The sequence below is a fragment of the Occallatibacter gabretensis genome, from assembly GCF_001449115.1.
Lineage (GTDB): Bacteria > Acidobacteriota > Terriglobia > Terriglobales > Acidobacteriaceae > Telmatobacter > Telmatobacter gabretensis.
The window spans coordinates 25,301-48,271 of the sequence record NZ_LAIJ01000002.1 but is presented as its reverse complement, the minus strand read 5'-3'; the positions used below and the strand labels follow the sequence as shown (position 1 = coordinate 48,271).

Genomic DNA, 22,971 nt, shown 5'->3' with positions numbered 1-22,971 from the left:
CTCTCCCCCTACCCCTCCACCGTCCGCTTGAGTTGTCCGCAGGCGGCGTAGATATCGCGGCCGCGCGGGCGGCGGAGGTAGGCTGTGATACCTTCAGCGGCCAGGGCGTTTTTGAAGGATTCAACGGCACCCTCGCGCGGCATTTGATACGCGATTCCCGGACCGGGATTCCAGGCGATCAGGTTGACTTTGGCTGCGAGGCCGGTGCGGCGAACGAGGCGGGCGACTTCATGAGCGTCCTGTGGGCGATCCGTGACTCCGCCCAGAAGAACGTACTCAAATGTGATACGCTCACGCGGGCGCAGGCGCACCTGCCGAACGGCGTCGATGAGCGCCTCAATGGGCCATTTGCGATTGATGGGCATGATCTCGCTTCGTACTTCGTCATTTGGCGCGTTGAGACTGATGGCCAGCTTGGGACGAACCGCATCCAGCTCCTGCGCGAAGCGTTCAATGCCGGGAACAATGCCGGAGGTGGAAACCGTCATTCTCTGCGGGCTTAAACCAGATTCTTCAACCAACAGTTTTACTGCGCCCATGAAGCTTTCGTAGTTCAGAAACGGCTCGCCCATGCCCATGAAGACGAGATTGATCCGATCGCGGCCCAGTTCCACGGCATGACGATCGAGCACGCTGATGACCTGCCCGGCGATTTCTCCGGCGGTGAGATTGCGCTGCAGACCCAGCTTGGCTGTAAGGCAGAACTGGCAGTTAACGGCGCAGCCTACCTGGCTGGAGACGCAGATGGTGGCGCGGTTCCAGTCTCGCTCTGGGCCCTTCCCCGTTTCTCCGGCTTCCGAGCCGTCGCCGGCCTCGCCACCGTCGCCCTCGGGCATCCAGACCGTCTCCACTGTGTCGCCTTTGGGAGTTTCAACAAGGTAGCGCTCGGTGCCGTCCACTGATTTGAAAACCTGCGCAATGCGCGCGCGAGCGATCGAAAACCCTTCGGTGCTGAGCCTTTCGCGGAGAGCTTTAGGGAATGTAGTAATTGCATCTAGTTCCGTAAGCCGCTGGCGATACATGGCTTCCGCCAGTTGACGGCTGCGCCATGCAGGTTCGCCGACGGTGGCCATGACTTCTGCCAGCCCAGCCGCATCTAATCCAAAAAGCGGCTTTGGCGCCGTTTCCTCCCCGGAAATCTGCACGAATTTGGCTTCGTTTTCGCCCACAGCCTTTTTCAAATAGCCGATAGTCAGCAACTTACGCCGAATCGGTCTCTCTGTTTCCCCCTGTCTTTTAGAATAAAGGTAAGACATGACGATTGAACGTAATCTCCGCCGCACCGTACTCCCGAATGGGCTCATTGTTCTCACTGAACGCATGGAGCATATGCGCTCCGTGGCAATGGGAGTGTGGATCAAATCCGGCTCCCGCGCTGAGGAAGCTGAAATCAACGGGATCTCGCACTTTGTGGAACACATGGTTTTCAAAGGCACCCGCAGCCGCTCCGCGCAGCACATTGCGCGCGAGATGGACTCGATCGGCGGCAATCTGGATGCCTTTACCGGCAAGGAAATGATTTGCTTCAACGTGAAGTCTCTGGCCGAGCATGTTCCGATTGCACTCGATGTGCTCTCAGACCTGGTGCTGAACCCCGTCTTCGCTTCGAACGACATTGAGCGCGAGCGCGGCGTGATTCTTGAAGAGATCAAGATTGACGAGGACAACCCGGACATTCTTGTCCACGAGCTGTTCACTCAGAACTTCTGGAAGGATCACCCGCTGGGCAAGCCGATCCTGGGCACTTCAACCACCGTGGCCAGGCTGGACCAGCAGCGGCTGCTGGACTACCACTTCGGCCGCTTCCACGCTGGGAACATGGTCTTCTCCGCAGCAGGTAATCTGCACCACGATGAGTTTGTGCAGGCAGTGACGGACAAGTTTGCAGGCTTGCATCCCGGCCAACCGACGACGGAGCTGCCCGCGCCGCTCTCGAGTGCGCGGATTCTGCTCAAGAACAAGAAGTCGCTGGAACAGGTGCAGATCTGCCTGGGTGTGCCTGCGCCGCCAGTAGCGGATGAGAGCCGCTTCACCACGCTGATTCTGAATACGGTGCTTGGCGGCGGCATGAGCTCGCGGCTCTTCCAGACCATCCGCGAAGAGCGCGGCATGGCTTACTCGGTCTACTCCGACATGACGCCTTACCGCGATACCGGCGCGTTTTGCGTCTATGCCGGAACTTCAGCGGGCAAGGCGCTGGAGTGCATCGACCTGATCATGACTGAGTTTGCCAAGCTGAAGCAGGAGCCGCTGAGCGCGGAAGAACTTACGCGCGCCAAGGACCAGCTCAAGGGCAATATCCTGATGGGGCTTGAAAGCTCGAACTCCCGCATGGCGAACCTGGCGCGGCAGGAGATTTATTTCGGGCACTTCTTCTCAAGTGACGAGATTATTGCGCGCGTGGAAGCCGTGCAGGCCGAGCAGGTACAGCGCATGGCGCAGCAGCTCTTTGATCCGGAGCGCATCGCGGTAACGCTGCTGGGCCGGCTGGATGGCATCAAGCTGAGCCGGTCAGGATTGGTCTGCTAACGAGATTGGCCTGCTAGCGCAAGGCCTTGCATCTTCCCACCCTGCCGTTGCATCCTTGCGTTGACATGAAAGCCATTCAGATTCGTGCTACGGGCGGACCGGAGGCGCTGGAGCTTGTGGAACTGCCGATTCCACAACCCGGCCCCGGGCAGGTGTTACTCCGCATTGAGGCCATCGGCGTCAACTTCCTTGAAGCCTACTTCCGCAGGGGACAATACAAGGCCACTCTGCCCATGACACCGGGCAGCGAGGCGGTGGGCGTGATTGAAGAGCTTGGTCCCGGCATATCAGGCTTTGCAGTAGGAGACACCGTCGTCTCGGTTGCCGTGATGGGCAGCTATGCGGAGTACGCGCTGGCCCCCGCCGCGCAGCTTGTGAAGGTGCCGGAAGGGCTGACGCCGGAGAAAGCCGCAGCCGTAATGCTGCAGGGCATCACGGCGCATTGCCTGGCTTACTCCACATGGCCGCTGAAAGCGGGCGAAACGGCACTGATCCATGCCGGCGCAGGTGGTGTGGGACTGCTGCTCACGCAAATGGCGACGCGCATCGGCGCAAAGGTGATTACGACTGTCTCCACAGCGGAGAAAGCAGAGATCTCACGCGAAGCCGGCGCGTCGGAAGTGATTCTCTATACAGAACAGGATTTCGTCGAGGAGACCAAGCGCATCACCGGCGGGCGTGGCGTGGATGTGGTGTATGACTCCGTGGGCAAGACGACATTTGAAGGCAGCCTGAACTGCTTGCGTCCACGGGGAATGCTGGCACTCTTTGGCGGGTCGAGCGGTGCGGTGCCACCGTTCGACATCATCCAGCTCAGCACAAAAGGATCGTTGTTTCTTACGCGGCCCTCGCTGTGGCATTACATCGCCACACGTGAGGAGCTGGAGTGGCGCGCAGGCGATGTGTTGAAATGGGCGGTCAGCGGCGAGCTCAAGCTGCGCACGGAACATGTGTATTCGCTGGAAGATGCGCCCAAGGCGCATGCCGATATGGAGAGCCGCAAGACGACAGGCAAGATTCTGCTGGAGCCGTAAATGCAGAGATCAGAAAGACAGAGTATGCCTGCGATTTCCATTCAACCTGATGATCGCGTTTTTGTGCTGACCGGCGCGGGCATCAGCGCGGAGAGCGGCCTGCCTACCTTTCGCGCATCGGATGGTTTGTGGGCCGGCCATCGCGTGGAAGAAATCTGTACGTCGGAGGCTCTTGAAGAGAATCCCTCATTGGTATGGGAGTTTTATTCAAAACGCCGTGCCGATTGCGCGAGGGCTAAGCCAAATGCGGCGCATAAGGCTCTTGCAGAGCTTGAAGCACAAATCGGCGACCGATTTTTTCTCTGCACGCAGAATGTGGATGACCTGCATGAACGGGCCGGCTCCGAGCGACTGGTGCATATGCACGGTGAGCTGGCAAAATCGCGCTGCTCGCAAGATTGCGGCGCGGCTCCAATCGAAGACCGAAGCGTGTATGCAAGTCTGAGCGAAGTGGGACATTGCGTCTGCGGGGCGCGGCTGCGGCCTCACATCGTCTTCTTTGGCGAAATGCCGCTGGAGATGCGACGCATTCAGCAAGAGATGAGCCGCTCCACGCAGATGTTCGTCATCGGCACGTCGGGTTCTGTTTATCCGGCGGCAAACTTCGTTCACTGGGCGCGGCAGGCCGGCGCAAAGACCATCTACATCGGCCCGGAACGCCCGCTGAATGCCGAGGCCTTTGACACAATTGTGGAAGGCAACGCCGGAGAGGTGCTGCCCGGCCTCTTTGCTGTCGAATCCACTTAGTTCCGCACTTTAAAAGTGAAAACGATACCGCACCTCCGCCGAAATCATGCGCGGATCGTTGTAGTGGAAGCCGCCAATGGTGAGGGAGTTGTCGAGCAGCACGCGATGATTGGTCACGTTGACAACATTCACTGCCGCTTTCCAGCGCTCGCCGAAGCTATGGCCTGCCGAAACATCGAAGGTTGTGTGCACGGGCAAGTATGGTCCCTGATACGGTCCCTGCCCTGAATCTGCAAGCCCATTTGCGAAGCCCGAGCCGTAGTAAACGTTACTCGAGAACCAGGTGCGGTAAGGCAGGCGCGCGGTAAAGCCGGTGTTGAGCGTATGCCGCTGGTCATGATCGACAGGCTCATAGCCCGGCCCATCGTCGCAGGCAGGATCGTCCGCCAACGTGCAGCTGTAGCCACCCACAATCGGCCCGCGCTGTTCGGCAATCTGGTTTGAGTACGCCAGGTGAAACTGCCCCCACTTGGCCGATGCGGGAGAACGCACTGCCAGCTCCCATGCGCGAATCAACGCACCCTGCACCGCAATGGGAAAGTACAGATTCGACGCTCCGAGATTCGCGTGATCGAGAAAGTTGTTGACGCGATTCTTGAAGTTATCGATGTCGAACGTCCAACCCTTCCACGGAATCTGTACGCCGAACTGATGCTCCTCATCGCGCTCAGAGGGCAGCGGCGTAAATGTGTTCTCTCCGGAAGGCTGGCCGTTCACATAATTCAGCGCACTTTGCGAGACGGTCTGAACCGGTGCTGGTTGAAAGAAGTGTCCGTAGAAACCGCGGAAGACCCAGTGCAGCCTCGGGATCATCACGGTTGCGCCAATGCGCGGATAGATCGCGGTCTCATCCAAGCCGGCGCGATAGATGGAAAATCTCTCTCCACCAAGCAGCGTGACATATTTGCCAAGACGCAGATGATCGGCGAGGTAGAACTCGACGAGACCCGCGTTGGTGCTAGAAGCGGTGTTCGGCAGGGAGGGCGTGCTGCCGTCATTCACTTGTATGCCGAAGAGATCGTTCTCAGCTTGAAAGAAACTATAAAGACCGCCGGAGAAGACATTTGGCCCGGCTTCGGCACGCGTATCGCCTTGTGCGCCGACGTAGTTCGACGCCTGATGCCATGTTGTAGCCACTGGTTGATCCGTATTCGGCGAATCGTAGTTGGCCTGATTGAAATGGTAGAAGGGCGCAACGTTCACCATCGACTTGGGCGAAATGGTGTGCACCCAGTTGGCAAGCACAAATGCATCGCGCTCACGCTGCACATCGCGCAGGCCGTAGGATTCGTAATAATCGCTCTGCTGCTCCCAGTCGTTCGGGTTGGGGTCATAAGGAATCTGGAAGAAATCCTCGCGGTACTGACCGTCGAAGCGAAGCTGATCTTTCGCTGTCTGGTTGCGAATCACGGAGACAAGCGCGCTCTGCGAGTTGGTTGCATCATGCAGAATCTGTGCGACAGGTGTGGCCAGGCCGTAGTTAGAGCGCGAGCCTGTTCCGCTGGCGTACCATGCTGTCTTATCGGAGTGATCACCGAAGGAGAGCTGCGCTTCTCCGCTGTAAGGGCTTCCGCCGGAGACGACGAGTTCAGCTTCGCGGTTGCGCTCGAATCCATTGCGCGGCAATACGTTGAAGACGCCATAAGTACGGTCGCCGACGTCGGCTGCGTAACTGCCGCGTTGTGTCTCCATCGAATCAATGTCGCCGGGATCGATCTGCGGGCCAACGTTGGACGCAATTTTCGTATTGGGAATCGCCACGCCATCAATGAGCCAACTGGTCTGGTGGCCGCCGCGCATGTGCAGCATGTCGTGCGTCATGTAGGCGCCGGGCACGTAGTCGGTGATCATCGCCATGCTCAGCGTGCGGCTCGCGCCGGGGGTCTCGTCGATCTGGGCGTGCGTGATGAGCGTGGTGGGCGTGGCCGTGTCAGCAGCAGAGTCAGCGCTTCCCTGCACCACCACGGTCTCTGACGCCGCATGAACAGCCAGCTCAATGTGCACGGCAGGATTGGTTCCGGAAGCAAGTGTGATCGGCTCACTCCATGTTGCAAATCCCGAAGCGATCACCTCAAGCCGGTAGAGGCCAATGGACGCCTCCGGCAGCGTGAATGCTCCATCCTGTCCGGAGGCGGCATGCACGGAGAAGTCTGAGTTTGTAGCGTGCAGCGTGATCGTGGCGCCGGCGACAGGTCTGTGCTGTGCGTCATGCACCACGCCGCGCACTACGGCAAAGACGGAAGCAAAAGCAGGAACAGCCGCGCAAATGAATGCAACGGCGAGCAGGCCAAGAGCTCGCATGAGTGAAAAGCCTCCCAAATGTTCTGTTCAGTTCTCGTTGTTTTTCTTGTGTCAGGCGAGAACGACAGTGGGAGGTCCGCGCACGGCGTGGGCGCTGGAGGAAGAAGAATCCGCGTAAGTGGCGGAGAACGCGTGAATGCGCTCAACGGTCTGCGACGCGGCAGGAACAAAATGCTGAGGCGCGGGCGCAAAGACCGGTGTGAGCGTGGCATGGAGCGCGCCGGGATAAAGCGGGCAGCGCGAAGGCGCGCCAACGGTTGCCGCAGGTCCAGAGTTTGTCCCGGAGTTTGCCCCGGAGCTTGCAGCGACGATGCGGGCCGCAGCGTCCTCCGGCATCTCGCCCATAGACGAGCAGTGATGCACTCCGCGCCGTCTACAGCAAACAGGAAGACGCGACGCATGGCTGCTCTGGACCAGCGGCGCAAAGGACGCAAAGCCAAAGATTGCTACGAGCAGTATGGAGAGTGCACGGCGCATCGATTCTCCATATTAGTACGCGTCCAGGGCCGTGGTGAGCAAATTGACAGGGGACGCATAAGGACTCAGGTATCATCGTGGCATAGCATCACATACCTTCGTATCAAAGGAATCCGCAGTGCCTGAAGTCCTTGCCGCTACGCCTGTCTCTGCCGAATCCACACGGCCTCTCCGCATTGCCATCTTCGGTTTCGGAACCGTTGGCAGCTCGGTGGCGCGCATCCTCACGGAGTCGCAGCCGCGGCAGCTTCAGTTGACGCATGTCTTCAATCGCAACGTGGCGCGCAAGAAGGCAGAGTGGGTACCGGAGAGTGTGACGTGGAGCGAAGACGCCGAGGCTGTGCTGGCTTCCGATGCCGATGTGATCGTGGAGCTGGCAGGTGGTCTGGACCCCGCAGGCGCATGGGTGCGCAAGGCTCTCGAAGCTGGTAAGTCCGTTGTAACCGCCAACAAAAAACTCATTGCCTTTCATGGCGTGGAGCTTGAACGGCTGGCCGCGGCGAAAGGCGGACATCTGAAGTATGGAGCCGCTGTTGCCGGCGGCATCCCCGTAATTCCCGGCATTGAGCAGGGGCTGGCCGGTGACAGCATTGAACGCGTTGAAGGCATCCTGAACGGCACCTGCAACTTCATCCTGAGCAAAATGGAAGAAGGCGCGGAGTACGCTGACGTGCTGAAGGATGCACAGGCCAAAGGCTTCGCCGAGGCTGACCCGACGGAGGATGTAGGCGGCTTCGATGCGCGCGCCAAGCTGTCCATTCTGATGCGGCTGGCTTTGCGCGTGGAGGTCGATCCGGAGCAGATTGTTCCCTCAGCCATCACAGAGGTCTCAGCTATCGACTTCGCCTATGCACGCGAGCTTGGCTGCACCATACGCCAGATTGCACGCGCGGACAAGGCAAACGGCATATTGGCCGCCAGCGTCGGGCCCACTCTCGTTGGTCTGCGTTCTCCGCTGGCCTGGTCCCGTGGAACGGAAAATATGGTTGTACTGAGCGGCAAGTACGGCGGCGACGTGGTCTTCTCAGGTCATGGAGCGGGCGGGCATCCTACGGCTGTGGCCGTCGTCAGCGATCTGCTATCGCTGGCTGCCGGATCGCGGCGCGTGCAGCTTCCCACGGAGAAGGCTCAGATAGGCGGCGAGCTGGAAACGGCACACTATATCCGCTTCCTGGTGAATGACCGGCCCGGCATTGTGGCTGAGATTACCGCAGGTCTGGCCCGCGAGCAGATCAATATTCGCGCCATTGCACAGAAAGGCGGCTACCCGGCCAATGGCCTGCCCTTTGTGGTCACTGTAGAGCCGTGCAAGCCATCCACGCTGAAGCGAGCGCTCGAAGGAATCCGCTGCTTGAATTGCATGATTGCGCCGCCACTTGATCTGCAAATTTTAGAGTAGGGCCTGAAGTTGAAAATCGGCCCGTCGTGAAGGATCACTATTGCTGCCGCTCTCTATAGGCGCAATGTGTCTCGTGAGCCATCTGCAAACCTTCTTCGGTAGGAATTACCCACGCGTCAAGGCGAGATTTCGAAGTAGATAATTTGCCTTCTATATCAATCAGTCTTTCATTGGCATCACTATCCATCTCAAGCCCGAAGCCGCGCAGCCCTTCGCAGACATACTTCCGAACAAATTGTGAGTTCTCTCCAATGCCGCCGCCAAAGATCACTGCATCGACAGTCCCAAGCGCCGCGATGTAAGCGCCTACGGCTTTTCTTACGCGATATGCGAATACATCCATGGCAAGCTTCGCCTTGGGATTCGAGTCATACACCTTCATCAGAACTCGCGTATCAAGAGAGATTCCAGACATTGCCTTGAGGCCCGATTCTTTGTTGAGAAGCGTCATGACATCATCGACAGTCATGTGCTCCTCGTGCATAAGCAGTGCGACAACGGACGGATCGATATCTCCGGAACGAGTGCCCATCATTAGCCCTTCGAGCGGCGTAACTCCCATCGTATTGTCTACCGACTTTCCTCGCTCAATTGCCGTTACCGAACAGCCGCTCTCAAGATGCGTGGACACGATGTTGCATTGCTCTGGCTTTTTTCCCGCGAGAAACGCATAACGCTCCAGCAGATAACGATGTGAGATTCCATGAAATCCATATCGCCTGATCTGATGCTTTTCGGCTAGCTCTGTTGGAATGCCATATAGCGATGCATAGTCCGGCATGGTCCGGTGAAAAGCAGTATCGAAGACTGCAAACATTGGCACTCTCGAGAATTGATGCTCGGCTGGCTCCAGGATCTCGATTGAACTCTTGTTATGAAGCGGAGCAAGTTTTTCAAACTCGACAATTCTGGCTTTTACATGCGAATTGATGAGCGCCGGCTTTGTGAACTCGTGCGCTCCGTGAACAACGCGAACCGCGATCACGTCTACATCCGACATTTGAGGAAAATCATTGTTTCGTGATTGATTCTTCCACCATTTCAGCAAACTGCTCATGGCTTGCGAATAGCTCTCCGCAGGAATGGTCTCGGTGGCTGCTTTCTTCTTGTCCTGCATGATGGAGAGCTGCGGGCTCTTGCCGATGTCCTCGATGCTGACGCTGAGACGACTTTTTCCTTCAAATGCATATCGTTGTGCGTTATGACATGCAATGAAATCGGCCTTGAGAGAATTGCCGCCGGGATTGAGTGTCAGAACATTCATTCACGAGCCTAGATGCCGACGAAGCCAGAGGCGTTGCCGGTTGCGTCAATCCTGCGTATCATCTGCACAAACAGCAGCCGCGCACAAATAAATTGCCTTCCGGCAGTTGCAACAGCGATACTATGTATCATCATTGTGAGCGCAGTTTGTTGAACGCCGTGGGATTTGGAACACCGTTCTCCGAGTTCAGCAATTCTTCATCAAAGCGATTTCCAACAATCTTCTGCACTGAAGAAAAAAACCTATGATCGATACGATATTCCGATGTGAGATCTGTGGCACGGAGAGCGATAACCCTGTCCGATGGGTGGTTATCGACTGCACCAGCACGCATCTTACGGTGCACCGCTGGTCGAACGATGCGGCGTTGTCACCAGGCGCGCGGCACTATTGCGGCGAGGCTCATGCGCAGGTGTACATCAGCCGCTGGTTTCAGAACTACTGCGGATAAAACGAGGCGAAGAGACTACTTCTTCGCAGCTCCCGTGGACTCGCGCACGATGAGCTCCGGAGCCATGGTGATTTCCACGGCGTACTCCCGGTCTTTATGCGCAATGCGCTCCAGCAGCAGCTGAGCACCGCGCCGTCCCATCTCCGTAAGCGGCTGGCGCACAGTAGTGAGCGATGGCGTGGAGAATGCGGCTGACTGAATATCGTCGAAGCCCACCACTGAGACGTCATCCGGCACTCCCAGACCCACATCCTTGAGCGCGCGAATGGCTCCGATGGCAGCGATGTCATTGAAGCAGAAGATGGCGGTAAAGTCGCGGCTTCTCTCGAGCAGCGCCTTCATGGGCCGGTAGCCGATCTCCGGCGCCATCGTATGTTGCCCCGCCTTCATCGACCACCCTTCGGCATCCATCCGGACGACATGCGAGGGATCGATCTTGAGGCCCATGCCGCGTGCTACTTTCTGAATGCTCTCCCAGCGGAACTCCGAATCCGGAATGGCGCGCGGGCCGCGCATGAAGGCGATGTTGCGATGGCCAAGACTGTAAAGATGGGTCAGCGCCTGGTTCGCCGCAGATTCGTGGTCAAGGACGATGTTCGTCACATTCGACCCCGACGAGTGGGCGGAGATGGCCACTACCGGCACCGGCACCTGAATCGTTTCCGCCGGCGTGTTGAGCAGCAGAAAGCCGTCCACAGCGCGCTCCACCAGCATGCGCGGATACTGCTCTATCAGCTCCTTATTCCAGTCGTGGCAGGCGGTGAAGTAAAAGTAATGCGCTGCGGTCAGTTCCGCCACCACGCCGCTCATAACGCGGGTAAAGTAGCCTTCGCTAAGGTCGGGGGCCAGCACCCCTACGCTCATGGAGCGACTCTGGCGCAGCGAACGCGCAAAATAATTCGGCCGATAGTTCAAATCACGCGCAGCCTTGCGGACGCGCTCGCGGGTCTCATTGGGAATCGACCGCGCGGACGGCGAGTTATTCAGCACCAGCGAGATGGTGGTCTGCGAAAGGCCAAGGTGCTCGGCCAGCATACGAAGATTAATGTGGCCCGGCTCTGCTGTGCCGTTCCCGGCGGACTTGCCATCGGTTTCGGCGTCTTTACCCTTAGCCATGCGGCAGTTGTATCACGCTAAGGCTAGAAAAATGAAGGGCCGAAGCGATACTAGCGCTCCGGCCCTCGTGTCGTCTTACTTACAGCTTACTGTGCGGCTACAGGCTCATCCTCTACCTCATGCTCGCAATCTTCCGGAGCCAGATCAAAACGATCCAGATCCATCACCTTGGTCCAGGCTTCGGCAAAGTCCTCAATAAACTTCTCCTGGGAATCGCTCGAACCATAAACCTCGGCCAGCGCCCGAAGCTGTGAGTTCGAACCGAAGACAAGGTCCGCCACCGTCGCCGTCCACTTCAGCTCGCCGGTTGTGCGGTCGCGCCCTTCCAGAACGCCCTCTGTCGCAGACTGCTGCCATTTTGTGTTCATGTCGAGCAGGTTGACGAAGAAGTCGTTGGTGAGAGTCTCGGGCTTTTTGGTGAAGACACCGTAGCCGGTCTTGCCGTAGTTGGCGCCTAGCACACGCAGGCCGCCAATCAGCACCGTCATTTCAGGAGCCGTCAGCGTAAGAAGCTGCGCCTTGTCGATGAGGAGGTTGGCTGCGTATTTTTCGCCACCCTTGACGATGTAATTGCGGAAACCGTCTGCCTTCGGTTGCAGCGGAGCGAACGAAGCCACATCGGTCTGATCCTGCGAAGCATCGGTGCGCCCCGGCGCAAAGGGCAGCTCAATTTCGTAGCCGGCCTTCTCCGCGGCAGCCTCGATGGCCGCCGTGCCCGCAAGCACGATCAGGTCAGCAATGGAAATCTTCTTGTTTGTGTCTGTGTGCGCGTCGTTAAACTCCTTCTGAATGCCTTCCAGAACGCCGAGAACCTTCGCCAATTCCGCAGGCTGGTTCACTTCCCAGTCCTTCTGCGGAGCCAGGCGAACGCGAGCGCCATTTGCGCCGCCACGCTTGTCGCTGCCACGGAAGGTGGACGCGGATGCCCATGCGGTACTGACAAGCTCGGAGATAGATAATCCGGAAGCCAGCACCTTCTCTTTCAGCACCTCAAAATCTTCGTCATTGACCAGCTCATGATCCACTGCGGGGATCGGATCCTGCCAGATGAGCACATCCGTCGGAACCAGCTTGCCCAGGTAGCGCGAGCGCGGGCCCATATCGCGGTGCGTCAGCTTGAACCACGCCTTTGCAAAGGCTTCTGCAAACTCGTGCGGATTTTCCTTGAAGCGGCGCGAGACCTTCTCGTACTCCGGGTCAAAGCGCAGCGCTAGATCGGTGGTCAGCATCGTCGGCAGACGCTTCTTCGCTGGGTCAAATGGATCCGGCACCATATCGGTGAGATCAACATTGCCCTTGGGCTGCCACTGGTTCGCGCCCGCGGGACTCTTCGTTAGCTCCCACTCGTAGCTGAAGAGATTGTCGAAGAAGTCGCTGTTCCATTTCGTCGGTGTAGAGGTCCAGATGACTTCCAGGCCGCTGGTGATGGCATCTTTGCCAACTCCGGTTCCGAACTTGTTTGCCCAGCCCAGCCCTTGCGATTCAATTGCCGCAGCCTCCGGCTCCAGGTCCACGTTGTCGGCAGGCGCCGCGCCGTGAGTCTTTCCAAAAGTGTGGCCACCGGCAATCAGCGCCACTGTCTCTTCATCATTCATGGCCATGCGGGCAAAAGTCTCGCGAATGTCGCGCGCTGAAGCCACGGGATCAGGATTGCCGTTCGGGCCCTCCGGGTTCACGTAAATCAAACCCATCTGCACCGCGCCCAGCGGATTATCGAGCTGGCGATCGCCTGTGTACCGCTCGTCGCCGAGCCAGGTCTTTTCCGGCCCAAAGTCCACGTCAATCTCCGGCTCCCAGATGTCCTCGCGTCCGCCGGCGAACCCGAATGTCTTGAAGCCCATCGAATCAAGAGCTACGTTGCCGGTGAGAATGATCAGGTCAGCCCAGGAAAGCTTGCGGCCATATTTCTGCTTGATGGGCCAGAGAAGGCGGCGCGCCTTATCCAGGCTCACGTTGTCAGGCCAGCTGTTCAGCGGCGCAAAGCGCTGCGAACCACGTCCGCCGCCGCCGCGTCCATCGTAGATGCGATAAGTGCCGGCCGAGTGCCACGCCATGCGGATGAAGAACGGACCATAGTGTCCGAAGTCGGCGGGCCACCAGCTCTGTGAATCCGTCATCAGCGCGTGCAGGTCGGCAACAACAGCATCAAGATCAAGGGTCTTGAACTCTTCGGCGTAATCGAAATCCCAGTCCATGGGATTGGACAACGAAGAACGCTGATGCAGGATGTTCAGGTTCAGCTGATTTGGCCACCACTCTTCATTGGCCTGGCCTGTGAACGTTGTGTGCTTGATGATGCCGCCCGAAAAAGGGCACTTCGATCCATTCGATTCCGACATGCTATTTCTCCTATGGCCGTATGCAATTGGGGTCTGGCCAGGCCAACTTGTTCATTATCCTACTCAGCGTATTATCGCAGGATGAATAAATACAATCGATTGTTCTGAAGATAACGATTGATATTGACTATCATTGAATAAGAAATGAACCTGCAGGATCTACGATATCTCGTCGCCCTCGCCGAACACCGCCATTTTGGCCGCGCCGCCGAATCATGCAACGTAAGCCAACCCACGCTCAGCAGCCAGATTCGCAAGCTGGAAGACGGCCTTGGCGTAAAGCTGCTGGAACGCACGAACAAGCGCGTCGATCTAACGCCCGTAGGCAGCCAGATTGTGCAGCATGCACGCCAGGCTCTGGCCGCGGCGCGCGAGATGGAAACTGTCGCATCTGCTTCGCGCGATCCGCTCGTCGGTCCGCTGCGTCTCGGCGTCATTCCCACGCTTGCGCCGTACCTGATGCCGCTGATTCTGCAGCCGCTGCGCCGCGACTATCCGGAACTGATGATTGAACTCTGGGAAGACCAGACACGCGCGTTGATTGAAGGTCTTCGCGGCCACAAGCTTGACGCAGCCCTGCTGGCCACCGCCGCCGGAGCACCGGAGATCACGGAGATCGAGTTGTTCCGCGAACCGCTGCTGGCTGCGCTGCCCCCAAACCACCGGCTCGCCCGTGCGAAGACAGTGAAAGAAGAATCCATCACTGCCGAGCTGATGGTGCTCGCCGAAGGCCATTGCCTTGCCAACCAGGCGCTGGCCGCATGTGGCCATAAATCGAATGCGCTGCGTAGCCCACTGCAAAACAGCATGCAGGCCGCTACGCTGGAAACGCTTGTAAATCTCGTTGCCGCGGGCTATGGTGCAACACTCATCCCTGCGCTCGCTGTCAGCTCTCTCAGCCATCGCGAGATCGTCATCCGCCCGCTCGCCGGCGATTCCGCGCGAACCATCCGCCTGGCCAGTCGACCGGGTTATGCACGCCCGCAGGCGTTGCGCGCCATTGAAAAAGTGATTCGCGGGGCGGTAGAACCTATTCTTTCCCCGTTACCAAACAGGCACCCGTGAAGTGGAGCCGAAATGGGCTAAATCTGTTGAAAAACGGGCCGAAATTCTCCCAGAAAACCAGAAAATAACCGGAAAAGCCTCCTATTTTTACCTAAGTGGAATTACGGCCTCTCTTATCCACAAAAACCGGCTCCGCAGCCGTTGACCCCACCCCTTGGGCTCCGTAGAGTCTGAAACAAAGGCATAGCTTTCTGCCCGACAATCGCACCTGGAGTTGACATGCTCAAACTGAAAAAGATCCACATTCTCGGCTTTAAGAGCTTCTGCGACCGGACGGAGATTTCCGTTGCGGGACAAGGCCTGGCCGTAGTGGTGGGTCCCAATGGATGCGGCAAGTCCAACATCCTGGACGGCGTAAGCTGGGTGCTCGGTGAACAGAGCGCCAAGAGCCTTCGCGGCACGCACATGTCAGACGTGATCTTTGCAGGCACACGCGACCGCAAGCCGCTCGGCATGGCTGAAGTTACGCTGACTCTCGTCGATCCCGAAGCCTATGACGGCCCCATCCCCGTTGAACCGCTGGTCGAAGTCGATCCCGAAGGACCGGCAGACTGGGACGAAGAGGCTCTTCGTAAGGAACGCGCTGAGGAAGCCGAAGAGATCATGGCGTTCGAGCAGCCGGGACAGGTTCTCGAAGGTGAAGAAGCGGCCTCTGCACAGTCTGAAGCCAAGCCTGCGGCTCCCGCCGAGCCCACCGCCGCCGAAGCCGCACACGGTGGTCCGGTTCCTGTCGTACTCAAGATCCGCCGCCGCAAGTTTCAGCGCAGCTTCCAGAGGGGCGAAATCGTCATCACACGACGCCTCTTCCGCACCGGCGAAAGTGAATACCTGCTGAACGGCAAGCTCTGCCGCCTGCGCGATATTCAGGACATCTTCATGGGCACGGGCCTTGGCCCTGAGAGCTACGCCATCATTGGCCAGGAGCGCATTGGACAGCTGCTCAGCTCCAAGCCGCATGACCGCCGCGCCATCATTGAAGAAGCCGCCGGCATTACGCGCTTCAAGACCAAGAAGCGCCTTGCTGAGCTACGCCTTGAATCCGCAAAGCAGAACCTGGCCCGCGTCGATGACATCTTTGAGGAAGTTACGCGCCAGATGAACTCGTTGAAGCGGCAGGCTGCCAAGGCCGAGCGCTATGCCGAGGTTCGCAACGACCTGCGCACGCGTCTGCGCGTGGTGCTGGCCAGCCGCATGGCGCTCATGGATGCCGAACAGGCCGGCTTGAATACGGAAATCAACGCGCTCTCCGAGCAGATCAACGAATCAGCGGCCCGCATCGGGACCATGGAAACCAGCCAGCACTCGTTCACCGAGCGCGGCTACGATCTCGATCGCGCACAGAAGGAAGCGCAGACGCAGGCCAATACTTCCACCGTCGAACTGGAGCGCGCAGCAGCCCGCGAGCGCGGCAACACGGAGCGCGTAGCGGAGCTTGAGGCTCGCATTGCTGCAACCGCAGCGGAGATTGAGCAGACGCGCACGCAGCTTAGCGGCATTGCCGAGGAGCGCACCCAGCAGAAGAGTTTTCTTGAAACCGCAGCCGGCGAGGCACGCGAGTTTCGCCAGAAGGTGGAGGCTCGCCAGCAGCAGGCCCGGGCAGCGCAGGAAGAGGTCTTTACCGCCGAGCGCAATCTGGAATCGCAGCGCCGTTCTGCCATGCAGCTGCTCACGCAGGCCGGCAATGCGCGCAACAGCACCGCGCAGGCTGAGGAAAGCCTTGCCGCACTCGAACGCGAAGCCGAGCGGCTGGAAGCAGAGATGCGCCAGTCGCGCAACGAGCTTGAAGAGCTTGGAGTGCGCCGGGGTCAGGCACGCTTGAGCTTTGACTCCGCTACCGAGTCGCTCAAGAGCCTTGAATCAGAGATCGCCGCTCTTCGCGCGAGCCTGCAGACCAAGCGGGCCGAAGAAGCTGAGTTACGAAAGACCGCAAACCAGCTTCGCGCCGAGGCAGCCACGCTGACCGGTCGCCGCGATTCGCTTCAGTCGCTCATCCGCAACCACAGCTACTCCACGGAAACAGTGCGACGGCTGCTCAAGCCCGGCGCGCTAAGTAATGGCATGGCGCCTGTCGGCACGCTGGCGGACTTTGTCGAAGTCAGTGGCGAGCATGAAGGCGTTGTCGATGAATTTCTGCGCGAAGAGCTGAACTATCTCGTAGTGCATAGCTGGTCCGCCGCTGAGCAGGGTGTAAATCTGCTGAAGTCCGGCGTGGATGGCCGCGCAACCTTCCTGATTCATGACGAGGCACAGCGCAATCTCTTCGCCGCAAGTGACGAGCAGATTGCCGGCGCCGGCATCACTCCGCTCAAAGACACGATCAAGGTGCTCAACGGCTTTGGCCGCTCACTTGAAGCAATCCTGCCTAAGCTGCGTGACGGCTACATCGTCGAAGATTCTGCAGTTGCACAGAAACTGGCTGAACAGCACACGCACGCATATTTCCTCACCCCCAGCGGCGAGTGCTTCCATAACACCACCGTCACCGGTGGCAAGCCCGCCACCGAAGGCCCCCTCGCACTCAAGCGCGATCTGCGTGAGACCGAGCGCAAGCTCGATGGGCTGGAATCGCGTCTCTCAGAAGCCGAAACGCAAGCCGCTTCCCTTGCCCGCAGCATTGAAGAGATGGCCGCGCAGCTTGAGGCCCGCAGTGAGGAACGCCGCCAGGCCGAGCGTGACACCGCCAACCAGGGCGCTGCGCTCAAGCAGATGGAGTCCGAAGTTCAGCGCATCGATCGCCGCGTGCAGGAGTGGACTGTGCAGGCCGCGCGCAACAAGGATGTACGCGAGCTGAAGCGCTCAACCATTGAGCAGAAGCGCGCCGAAGCCGAAAAGCTCGAAGCCGAGCACAAGACCGCTGAAATTGCGCTTGAGACCAAGCAAAATGAACTGACGGAGATGCGCCGCAACCGCGAGAGCATTCAGCAGGAGGCCGCGCAGCTTACCGCGGAGCTTGCCGGTCTTGAAGAACGCCGCCGTGGGGCCGAAGCAGCATTCCAGCGCATCGACCGCCTGCACGCCGATCTCGAGCGCCGCATTCTAGCCATCGAACAGCAGCGCGCCTCCGCGGAAGCCGAGCGCACACAGCGTCAGAACGAGAACACAGCGCTGGTTGCACAGCAGACAGAACTGACCGCCGCGCGCGATGCTGCGCTGGCGCAGGTGCAACACCTTACCGCGGAAGCGAAAACGGTGCGCGAAGAGCTGGCCGTGCTTGAAACCGATCTCAAGGCGATCCGCGCCGCACTCGACCTGCTCCGCGAAGACCGTACAGGAAAACTGAGCGCCGTGGCCAAACTGCGCTCCGATCTCGAACACATTGAAGCCGGCACGCTTACGGAAGTCAATGAAGAAGCCGCCACTCTGCGTGCCGATGAATCTATCGTTCGCATCGTGGACGAGCCCCTGGTTGCCGAAGAAGAAACCTGCCGCACTCTTCGTCAAAAAATGGAGCAGATGGGCCCCGTCAACATGATGGCGCTTGAGGAATATAAGGAGACCGCCGACAGGCACACCTTCCTTGAAGCTCAACGCAAGGATCTTATCGACTCCATTGAGAACACCCAGGAGACGATCAAGGAGATCGATCAGATCTCGCGCACCAAGTTCGATGAAGCCTTTGCGCGGATCAACGAGAACTTCGGCCAGGTCTTCACACGTCTCTTTAATGGCGGCCAGGCCTTCCTGCGGCTCACAGATGCCGAGAACCAGGCGGAGAGCGGCCTCGACATCGTGGCTTCACCGCCGGGCAAGAAGCTGCAGAATGTGCTGCTGCTCTCGGGCGGCGAAAAAGCTCTCACTGCCATCTCACTGCTCGTCGGCATCTTCCAGTTCCAGCCCAGCCCGTTCTGCGTACTGGACGAAGTGGATGCCGCGCTCGATGAAACCAACGTTGGCCGTCTCGCTGACCTGCTCCATACACTCGGCAAAGAGACGCAGTTCCTCATCGTCACGCACTCCAAGCGCATGATGCACAACGCCGACATGATCTACGGCGTCACCATGCAGGAGCCCGGCGTATCGAAGGTGGTCAGCGTGAAGCTAGGTGGGAATGCGGCAAATCAGGAGATGCAGCGGGCCACGGCGTAGCGCTGCAAAGGCAGTTCTACGGCTTCCCCGTCCACAGTAACCTCTCGTATCAACGGTTCGCAGGGAAAGTTTGGATTTCGCGCGAACCGTATTGACGAATCTAGTCTCTCGCGGCTCCACAACTGCGTCTGTGACGCACATCACACCTGCATGACAACGCCACTCGCTCGCCGCCCGCATTGACACTCCGCCATCCGCGCCTCGAGAATCAATCTTTTGATCCCCCGCTGGAAGGCCCTTCTGTGACTGCACTCCTTACCACGAATCTTGGCTCCATTCCGCTGCTTGGCCACGGCAAGGTGCGCGACCTTTACGCCATCGACGACCATCTTCTGCTCGTCGCCACTGATCGTATCTCGGCTTTCGACCATGTCCTGGCCACAGGCATTCCCGGCAAAGGCAAGATTCTCACGCAAATTTCGCTTTTCTGGTTCGATCTGTTCTCCGACATCGTGCCCAACCACCTCATCACCGCCGATGTGCGCGAGTTCCCTGCTGAATTGCAGCCGTATGCTGATCAGCTTGAGGGCCGGTCGATGCTGGTCAAGCGCGCCAATATGTTTCCCGTGGAGTGCGTAGCGCGTGGCTATCTCGCCGGCTCCGGCTGGAAAGACTACCAGGCCACGCAGAGCCTCTGCGGCATTCCACTTCCCGCAGGCTTGCAGGATGGCTCACGACTGCGAGAACCTATTTTCACGCCGGCCACCAAGAGCCAGGATGGCGCGCACGATGAAAACATCTCCTACGCTCACGTTGAGGATGTCATCGGCTCCGCAGACGCTGCGGAACTGAAGCGTCTCACGCTGGCCATCTACGCCAGAGCCTCCGCGCATGCCGAGTCACGCGGTCTTATTCTCGCTGACACCAAATTCGAGTTCGGCCGCATCGGCAATGGCGTCGGCAACGGCATTATTCTTGCCGATGAAGTGCTTACGCCGGACTCCTCGCGCTTCTGGGATGCGGCCAACTGGAAGCCCGGCGGTGCTCAGCCATCTTTTGACAAGCAGTTTGTGCGCGATTATCTGGAATCGGTCCGCTGGAATAAGCAGGCTCCTGCCCCCGCTTTGCCGGACGATGTGGCGGAGCGTACACAGGCAAAATATCTTGAGGCCTTCCGTCTGCTCACAGGGCGCATCTTACACCTCTAGGATGTATTTATTTTTATCTATCGGAGAGCATCTCTATGGTTCTGACACCCATTGACTGGGGCGTAATTGTAATTCTGATCATTTCCGTCATCTGCGGCTTTGCACAAGGATTTTTCCGCTCCGCCTGCGGCCTGTTCGGGCTGCTCATAGGCCTCTCAGTTGCCTCATGGAATTACCATCGCGTAGCCGGCTCACTCTTGCGCTTTATCACCATAGAATCCGTAGCGAACATCCTCGCGTTTCTGCTGATCTTCATCCTGGTGGTCGCCATTGCCGGTTTAATTGGTCATCTGCTGGCGAAAGCCTTCCATCTCATCGGCCTCGGCTGGCTTGACAGTCTCGCCGGTGGTGTATTCGGAATCTTTCAGGGCGCAGTCATCATTACCATCATCATCATGGTCTGCGTGGCTTTCTTCCCGCTGCAATCGCAATGGATCACCGACGCGCAGCTTCCGCGACAGTTCTTTTCCTTCGCGCACGTGAGCAGCCACATGACGCCTTCGGAGCTGGGAGACCGCATGCGCTCCGGCCTTCACGAGTGGGAAAACAAGTCATCTGAATGGCTGCACCAGGCTCAGCATTAGAGAGAAAAAATCGCGCTGCGTCAATACCACAGAAAGAAGAAAAAAATTGCCTGCGCAGTCTGCCGGGATGTGGCAATCTAGTGAGAACGTAATAATTCGCAAGAGGTGGTAAGTTGAAACGAGAACTGGACAGCCTGGTGACGCAAATGCATTCCAGCGGCATCCGTTATGAAGATGCGGTGAAGGAATTTAAAAGACAGTACCTGCGTGAAGTGCTTATTGCGAACCGTGGTAACCAGTGTAAGGCAGCCGAAGAGCTTGGAATGCACAGGAACACGCTCAGCCGCTGCATGGCAGAGCTTGGGCTGAGCCTGACAGAAGTTCGTGCCGGCCTCAAGCGTCCGCCGCGTGTTGAACGTCCTGTATTTAGCGCCATCCGTCAGGGCTATCGCCAGGGTTAAGCTGTATCGGCCTGCGGAGGCGCGCCACATCATGCGCCAAACTACATTATTGCGCTTTACGGTTTTGTTGCTGGCCGCCACTCTTGCGGCCTCGCAGCAGCCGCAGTCTGCGCCTGTAAATACGAATCCAGCCCCAAGTCAAACTCCGAATGGTCCCCTTACTCCGGGGCAAAAGCCCGCGCCGCCGCCAGTTTCTTCTAAAAATGCACGCCGTGCGGCAAAGCTATTTCTTTCCGCGGCCAAACTCTATGAGGCTGCGCAGTTTGAGCCTGCGCTGAAAGAGTATCAAGAGGCCGCGGCGCTCGATCCATCGAATCCAAATTACGGTGCAGCCGTTGAGCTCGCGCGCAGCCACGCAGTTACCGCACTGGTCCAGGCCGCTGCAAAGGCGCGCGCGCAGAGCAATCCGGATGCGGCCCACGCCGCGCTGGCGCACGCGCTTGAGCTCGATCCGAACAACGCCTCCGTCGCAGAGCGCCTGCGGGAGGTTGCGGATGAAGCCATCTCCGAGAATGCGCCGCGAAAGCCGGCCCAGCCACGCTATGAGCTTGCCGCGCCCGTTGATCTTGAGCCCAAGGATGGCACGCACAGCTTCCACGTCCGCATCGGCGCGCAACAACTCATCCGGCAGGTTTATACGGCGTACGGCATCGATGCCGCAATCGATGCCACTGTTCCGACTACGACCGTTCGCTTCGATATCGACGACGCCAGCTTTGCTGAAGCCACGCATGCGCTTTCGCTGGCTACGAACTCCTTCGCCGAGCCCCTTGATCCTCATCGCGTGATCGTGGCGCGCGATACGCCGCAAATGCGCAACCAGTACCAGCACAGCGCGTATGAAAGCATTTCCCTCATGGGCCTCTCGGGCGCCTCATCGAACAGCTCATCGAATGAAATGAATGATATTCAGGCCGTCGCCAAGAATATCTTCGATATTCAGAGAATGAATCTGGATACCAGCGCGGCCACGCTCTCCCTTCGGGCTGCTCCCAGCACTCTCACCGCCTTCAATAACACCTGGCTTAGCATCTCCGAAGGCCGTCCAGAGGTTTTGATCGACGTCAAAGTCATCCAGCTGGCCCACAATTACGAACGCAACGTCGGTATTCAAACGCCGCAGCAGCTGGGCGTCTTCAATGTGCTTGCTGAGGCCCAATCTGTCCTGCAGTCCAATCAGGCGCTGGTGCAGGAGATCATCTCTTCCGGTCTTGCGAGTCCCAATGACTATGCCACCATTCTCGCCATTCTTCTTGCCTCCGGCCAGGTCACCAATTCTCCCTTCAACAATGGATTTGCCATCTTTGGCGGCAACTGCAGCCTCGCCAGCGGCACCTGCAGTCCTACCGCATTCGGGCTTTCGCCTGGCGCCACCACGTTGAACCTGAGCGTCAACACTTCCGACAGTCGCCAGTTGGATAACTACCAGTTTCGATTGCAGGACGGCGACGAAGGCACGCTCAAGAGCGGCATGCGCTACCCGATCACCACTTCGACCTACGGCAGCTCTTTATCCAGCTCAGTCAACATTGCCGGTCTAAGCTCAGCCGGCAACTCCGGCGCGCTTTCCGGCATTCTCTCTCAGCTCGCCAGCACGCCCACCGTTCCACAGATTCAGTATGAGGACCTCGGCCTCACCTTCAAAGCCACGGCACGCATCCTGCGCTCAGGCAATGTAGCGCTCAGCGTGGACATGAAGATCCTTTCGCTGGGCGCCACCTCGATCAACGGTATTCCTGTGCTGAACAATCGCGCCTACACCGGCACGGCCATTGTGAGCGCCGGAGAAGCCGCAGTGGTTGCCAGCGAAGTCGACAGCGCGGAGGTACGCGCCATCAGCGGTATGCCCGGCCTGAGTGAGATTCCCGGCCTCGACAATGCCACCGACAAGGATACGCAGAAGAGCGAATCTTCGCTGCTCATCGTGATGACGCCCCACGTCGTGCGCTTCCCTTATGGCAATTACTCATCGCCGATGCAGATACTGCAGCGCACCGCACAGGCGCGTTAAAGCTAAACAAACCGGCCTC

At 58.5% G+C, this 22,971-nt stretch carries 18 protein-coding genes; 11 read left to right on the top strand and 7 right to left on the bottom strand.

Annotated features, from left to right (window positions below):
- Positions 1 to 8 precede the first annotated feature (8 nt).
- Complete coding sequence (rlmN, locus tag VO84_RS01985) at positions 9 to 1,145, bottom strand: 23S rRNA (adenine(2503)-C(2))-methyltransferase RlmN (protein ID WP_231737738.1); 1,137 nt, start codon at positions 1,143 to 1,145, stop codon at positions 9 to 11.
- A 109-nt stretch (positions 1,146 to 1,254) separates the two neighbouring features.
- Here rlmN and VO84_RS01980 point away from each other — a divergent pair, with 109 nt between their 5' ends.
- The 3 genes from VO84_RS01980 (at position 1,255) to VO84_RS01970 (ending at position 4,310) form a co-directional block, all read left to right on the top strand.
- The gene (locus VO84_RS01980; RefSeq protein WP_058185618.1) at positions 1,255 to 2,529 is read left to right on the top strand and encodes a M16 family metallopeptidase; all 1,275 of its coding nucleotides are present in this window, start codon (positions 1,255 to 1,257) and stop codon (positions 2,527 to 2,529) included.
- A gap of 65 nt (positions 2,530 to 2,594) precedes the next feature.
- The gene (locus VO84_RS01975; RefSeq protein ID WP_058185617.1) at positions 2,595 to 3,563 is read left to right on the top strand and encodes a quinone oxidoreductase family protein; all 969 of its coding nucleotides are present in this window, start codon (positions 2,595 to 2,597) and stop codon (positions 3,561 to 3,563) included.
- A gap of 24 nt (positions 3,564 to 3,587) precedes the next feature.
- The gene (locus tag VO84_RS01970) at positions 3,588 to 4,310 is read left to right on the top strand and encodes an SIR2 family NAD-dependent protein deacylase (protein WP_157439677.1); all 723 of its coding nucleotides are present in this window, start codon (positions 3,588 to 3,590) and stop codon (positions 4,308 to 4,310) included.
- 9 nt (positions 4,311 to 4,319) lie between these two features.
- Here the strand turns inward: VO84_RS01970 and VO84_RS01965 are convergent, their stop codons facing one another.
- Positions 4,320 to 6,611, bottom strand: coding sequence for a TonB-dependent receptor (locus VO84_RS01965; protein ID WP_058185615.1), 2,292 nt, complete (start codon positions 6,609 to 6,611; stop codon positions 4,320 to 4,322).
- Positions 6,612 to 6,662: 51 nt separating this feature from the next.
- On the bottom strand, positions 6,663 to 7,088 hold the full coding sequence (locus VO84_RS01960; RefSeq protein WP_058185614.1) for a hypothetical protein: 426 nt from the start codon (positions 7,086 to 7,088) through the stop codon (positions 6,663 to 6,665).
- Positions 7,089 to 7,206: 118 nt separating this feature from the next.
- On the opposite strand from VO84_RS01960, the gene VO84_RS01955 reads away from it, so the two are divergent.
- A complete protein-coding gene (locus VO84_RS01955) occupies positions 7,207 to 8,487 on the top strand; it encodes a homoserine dehydrogenase (protein WP_058185613.1) in 1,281 nt (426 codons plus the stop codon).
- A gap of 37 nt (positions 8,488 to 8,524) precedes the next feature.
- Here VO84_RS01955 and VO84_RS01950 read toward each other — a convergent pair whose 3' ends face one another.
- Positions 8,525 to 9,751: an acetate/propionate family kinase gene (locus VO84_RS01950; protein WP_058185612.1), complete on the bottom strand. Its 1,227-nt coding sequence runs from the start codon at positions 9,749 to 9,751 to the stop codon at positions 8,525 to 8,527.
- An 8-nt stretch (positions 9,752 to 9,759) separates the two neighbouring features.
- Positions 9,760 to 9,885, bottom strand: a complete 126-nt coding sequence (locus VO84_RS23120) for a hypothetical protein (RefSeq protein ID WP_269431399.1) — start codon at positions 9,883 to 9,885, stop codon at positions 9,760 to 9,762.
- Between the two features lie 110 nt (positions 9,886 to 9,995).
- On the opposite strand from VO84_RS23120, the gene VO84_RS01945 reads away from it, so the two are divergent.
- Complete coding sequence (locus tag VO84_RS01945; protein WP_058185611.1) at positions 9,996 to 10,202, top strand: hypothetical protein; 207 nt, start codon at positions 9,996 to 9,998, stop codon at positions 10,200 to 10,202.
- Between the two features lie 15 nt (positions 10,203 to 10,217).
- Here VO84_RS01945 and VO84_RS01940 read toward each other — a convergent pair whose 3' ends face one another.
- Positions 10,218 to 11,318 (bottom strand): LacI family DNA-binding transcriptional regulator, encoded by a 1,101-nt coding sequence (locus tag VO84_RS01940; RefSeq protein WP_082661616.1) that lies wholly within the window; start codon positions 11,316 to 11,318, stop codon positions 10,218 to 10,220.
- Positions 11,319 to 11,404: 86 nt separating this feature from the next.
- Positions 11,405 to 13,657, bottom strand: a complete 2,253-nt coding sequence (katG, locus tag VO84_RS01935) for a catalase/peroxidase HPI (RefSeq protein WP_058185610.1) — start codon at positions 13,655 to 13,657, stop codon at positions 11,405 to 11,407.
- Between the two features lie 144 nt (positions 13,658 to 13,801).
- On the opposite strand from katG, the gene VO84_RS01930 reads away from it, so the two are divergent.
- The 6 genes from VO84_RS01930 (at position 13,802) to VO84_RS01905 (ending at position 22,952) form a co-directional block, all read left to right on the top strand.
- Positions 13,802 to 14,722, top strand: coding sequence for a LysR substrate-binding domain-containing protein (locus VO84_RS01930; RefSeq protein WP_058185609.1), 921 nt, complete (start codon positions 13,802 to 13,804; stop codon positions 14,720 to 14,722).
- Positions 14,723 to 14,941: 219 nt separating this feature from the next.
- Complete coding sequence (gene smc / locus VO84_RS01925) at positions 14,942 to 18,808, top strand: chromosome segregation protein SMC (RefSeq protein WP_058185608.1); 3,867 nt, start codon at positions 14,942 to 14,944, stop codon at positions 18,806 to 18,808.
- 242 nt (positions 18,809 to 19,050) lie between these two features.
- Entirely contained in the window at positions 19,051 to 19,956 is a 906-nt protein-coding gene (locus VO84_RS01920) for a phosphoribosylaminoimidazolesuccinocarboxamide synthase (RefSeq protein WP_058185607.1), read from the top strand.
- A gap of 35 nt (positions 19,957 to 19,991) precedes the next feature.
- Entirely contained in the window at positions 19,992 to 20,540 is a 549-nt protein-coding gene (locus VO84_RS01915; protein WP_058185606.1) for a CvpA family protein, read from the top strand.
- 113 nt (positions 20,541 to 20,653) lie between these two features.
- Positions 20,654 to 20,941, top strand: coding sequence for a helix-turn-helix domain-containing protein (locus VO84_RS01910; protein ID WP_058185605.1), 288 nt, complete (start codon positions 20,654 to 20,656; stop codon positions 20,939 to 20,941).
- Between the two features lie 31 nt (positions 20,942 to 20,972).
- On the top strand, positions 20,973 to 22,952 hold the full coding sequence (locus VO84_RS01905; protein ID WP_082661615.1) for a hypothetical protein: 1,980 nt from the start codon (positions 20,973 to 20,975) through the stop codon (positions 22,950 to 22,952).
- Positions 22,953 to 22,971: the final 19 nt, after the last annotated feature.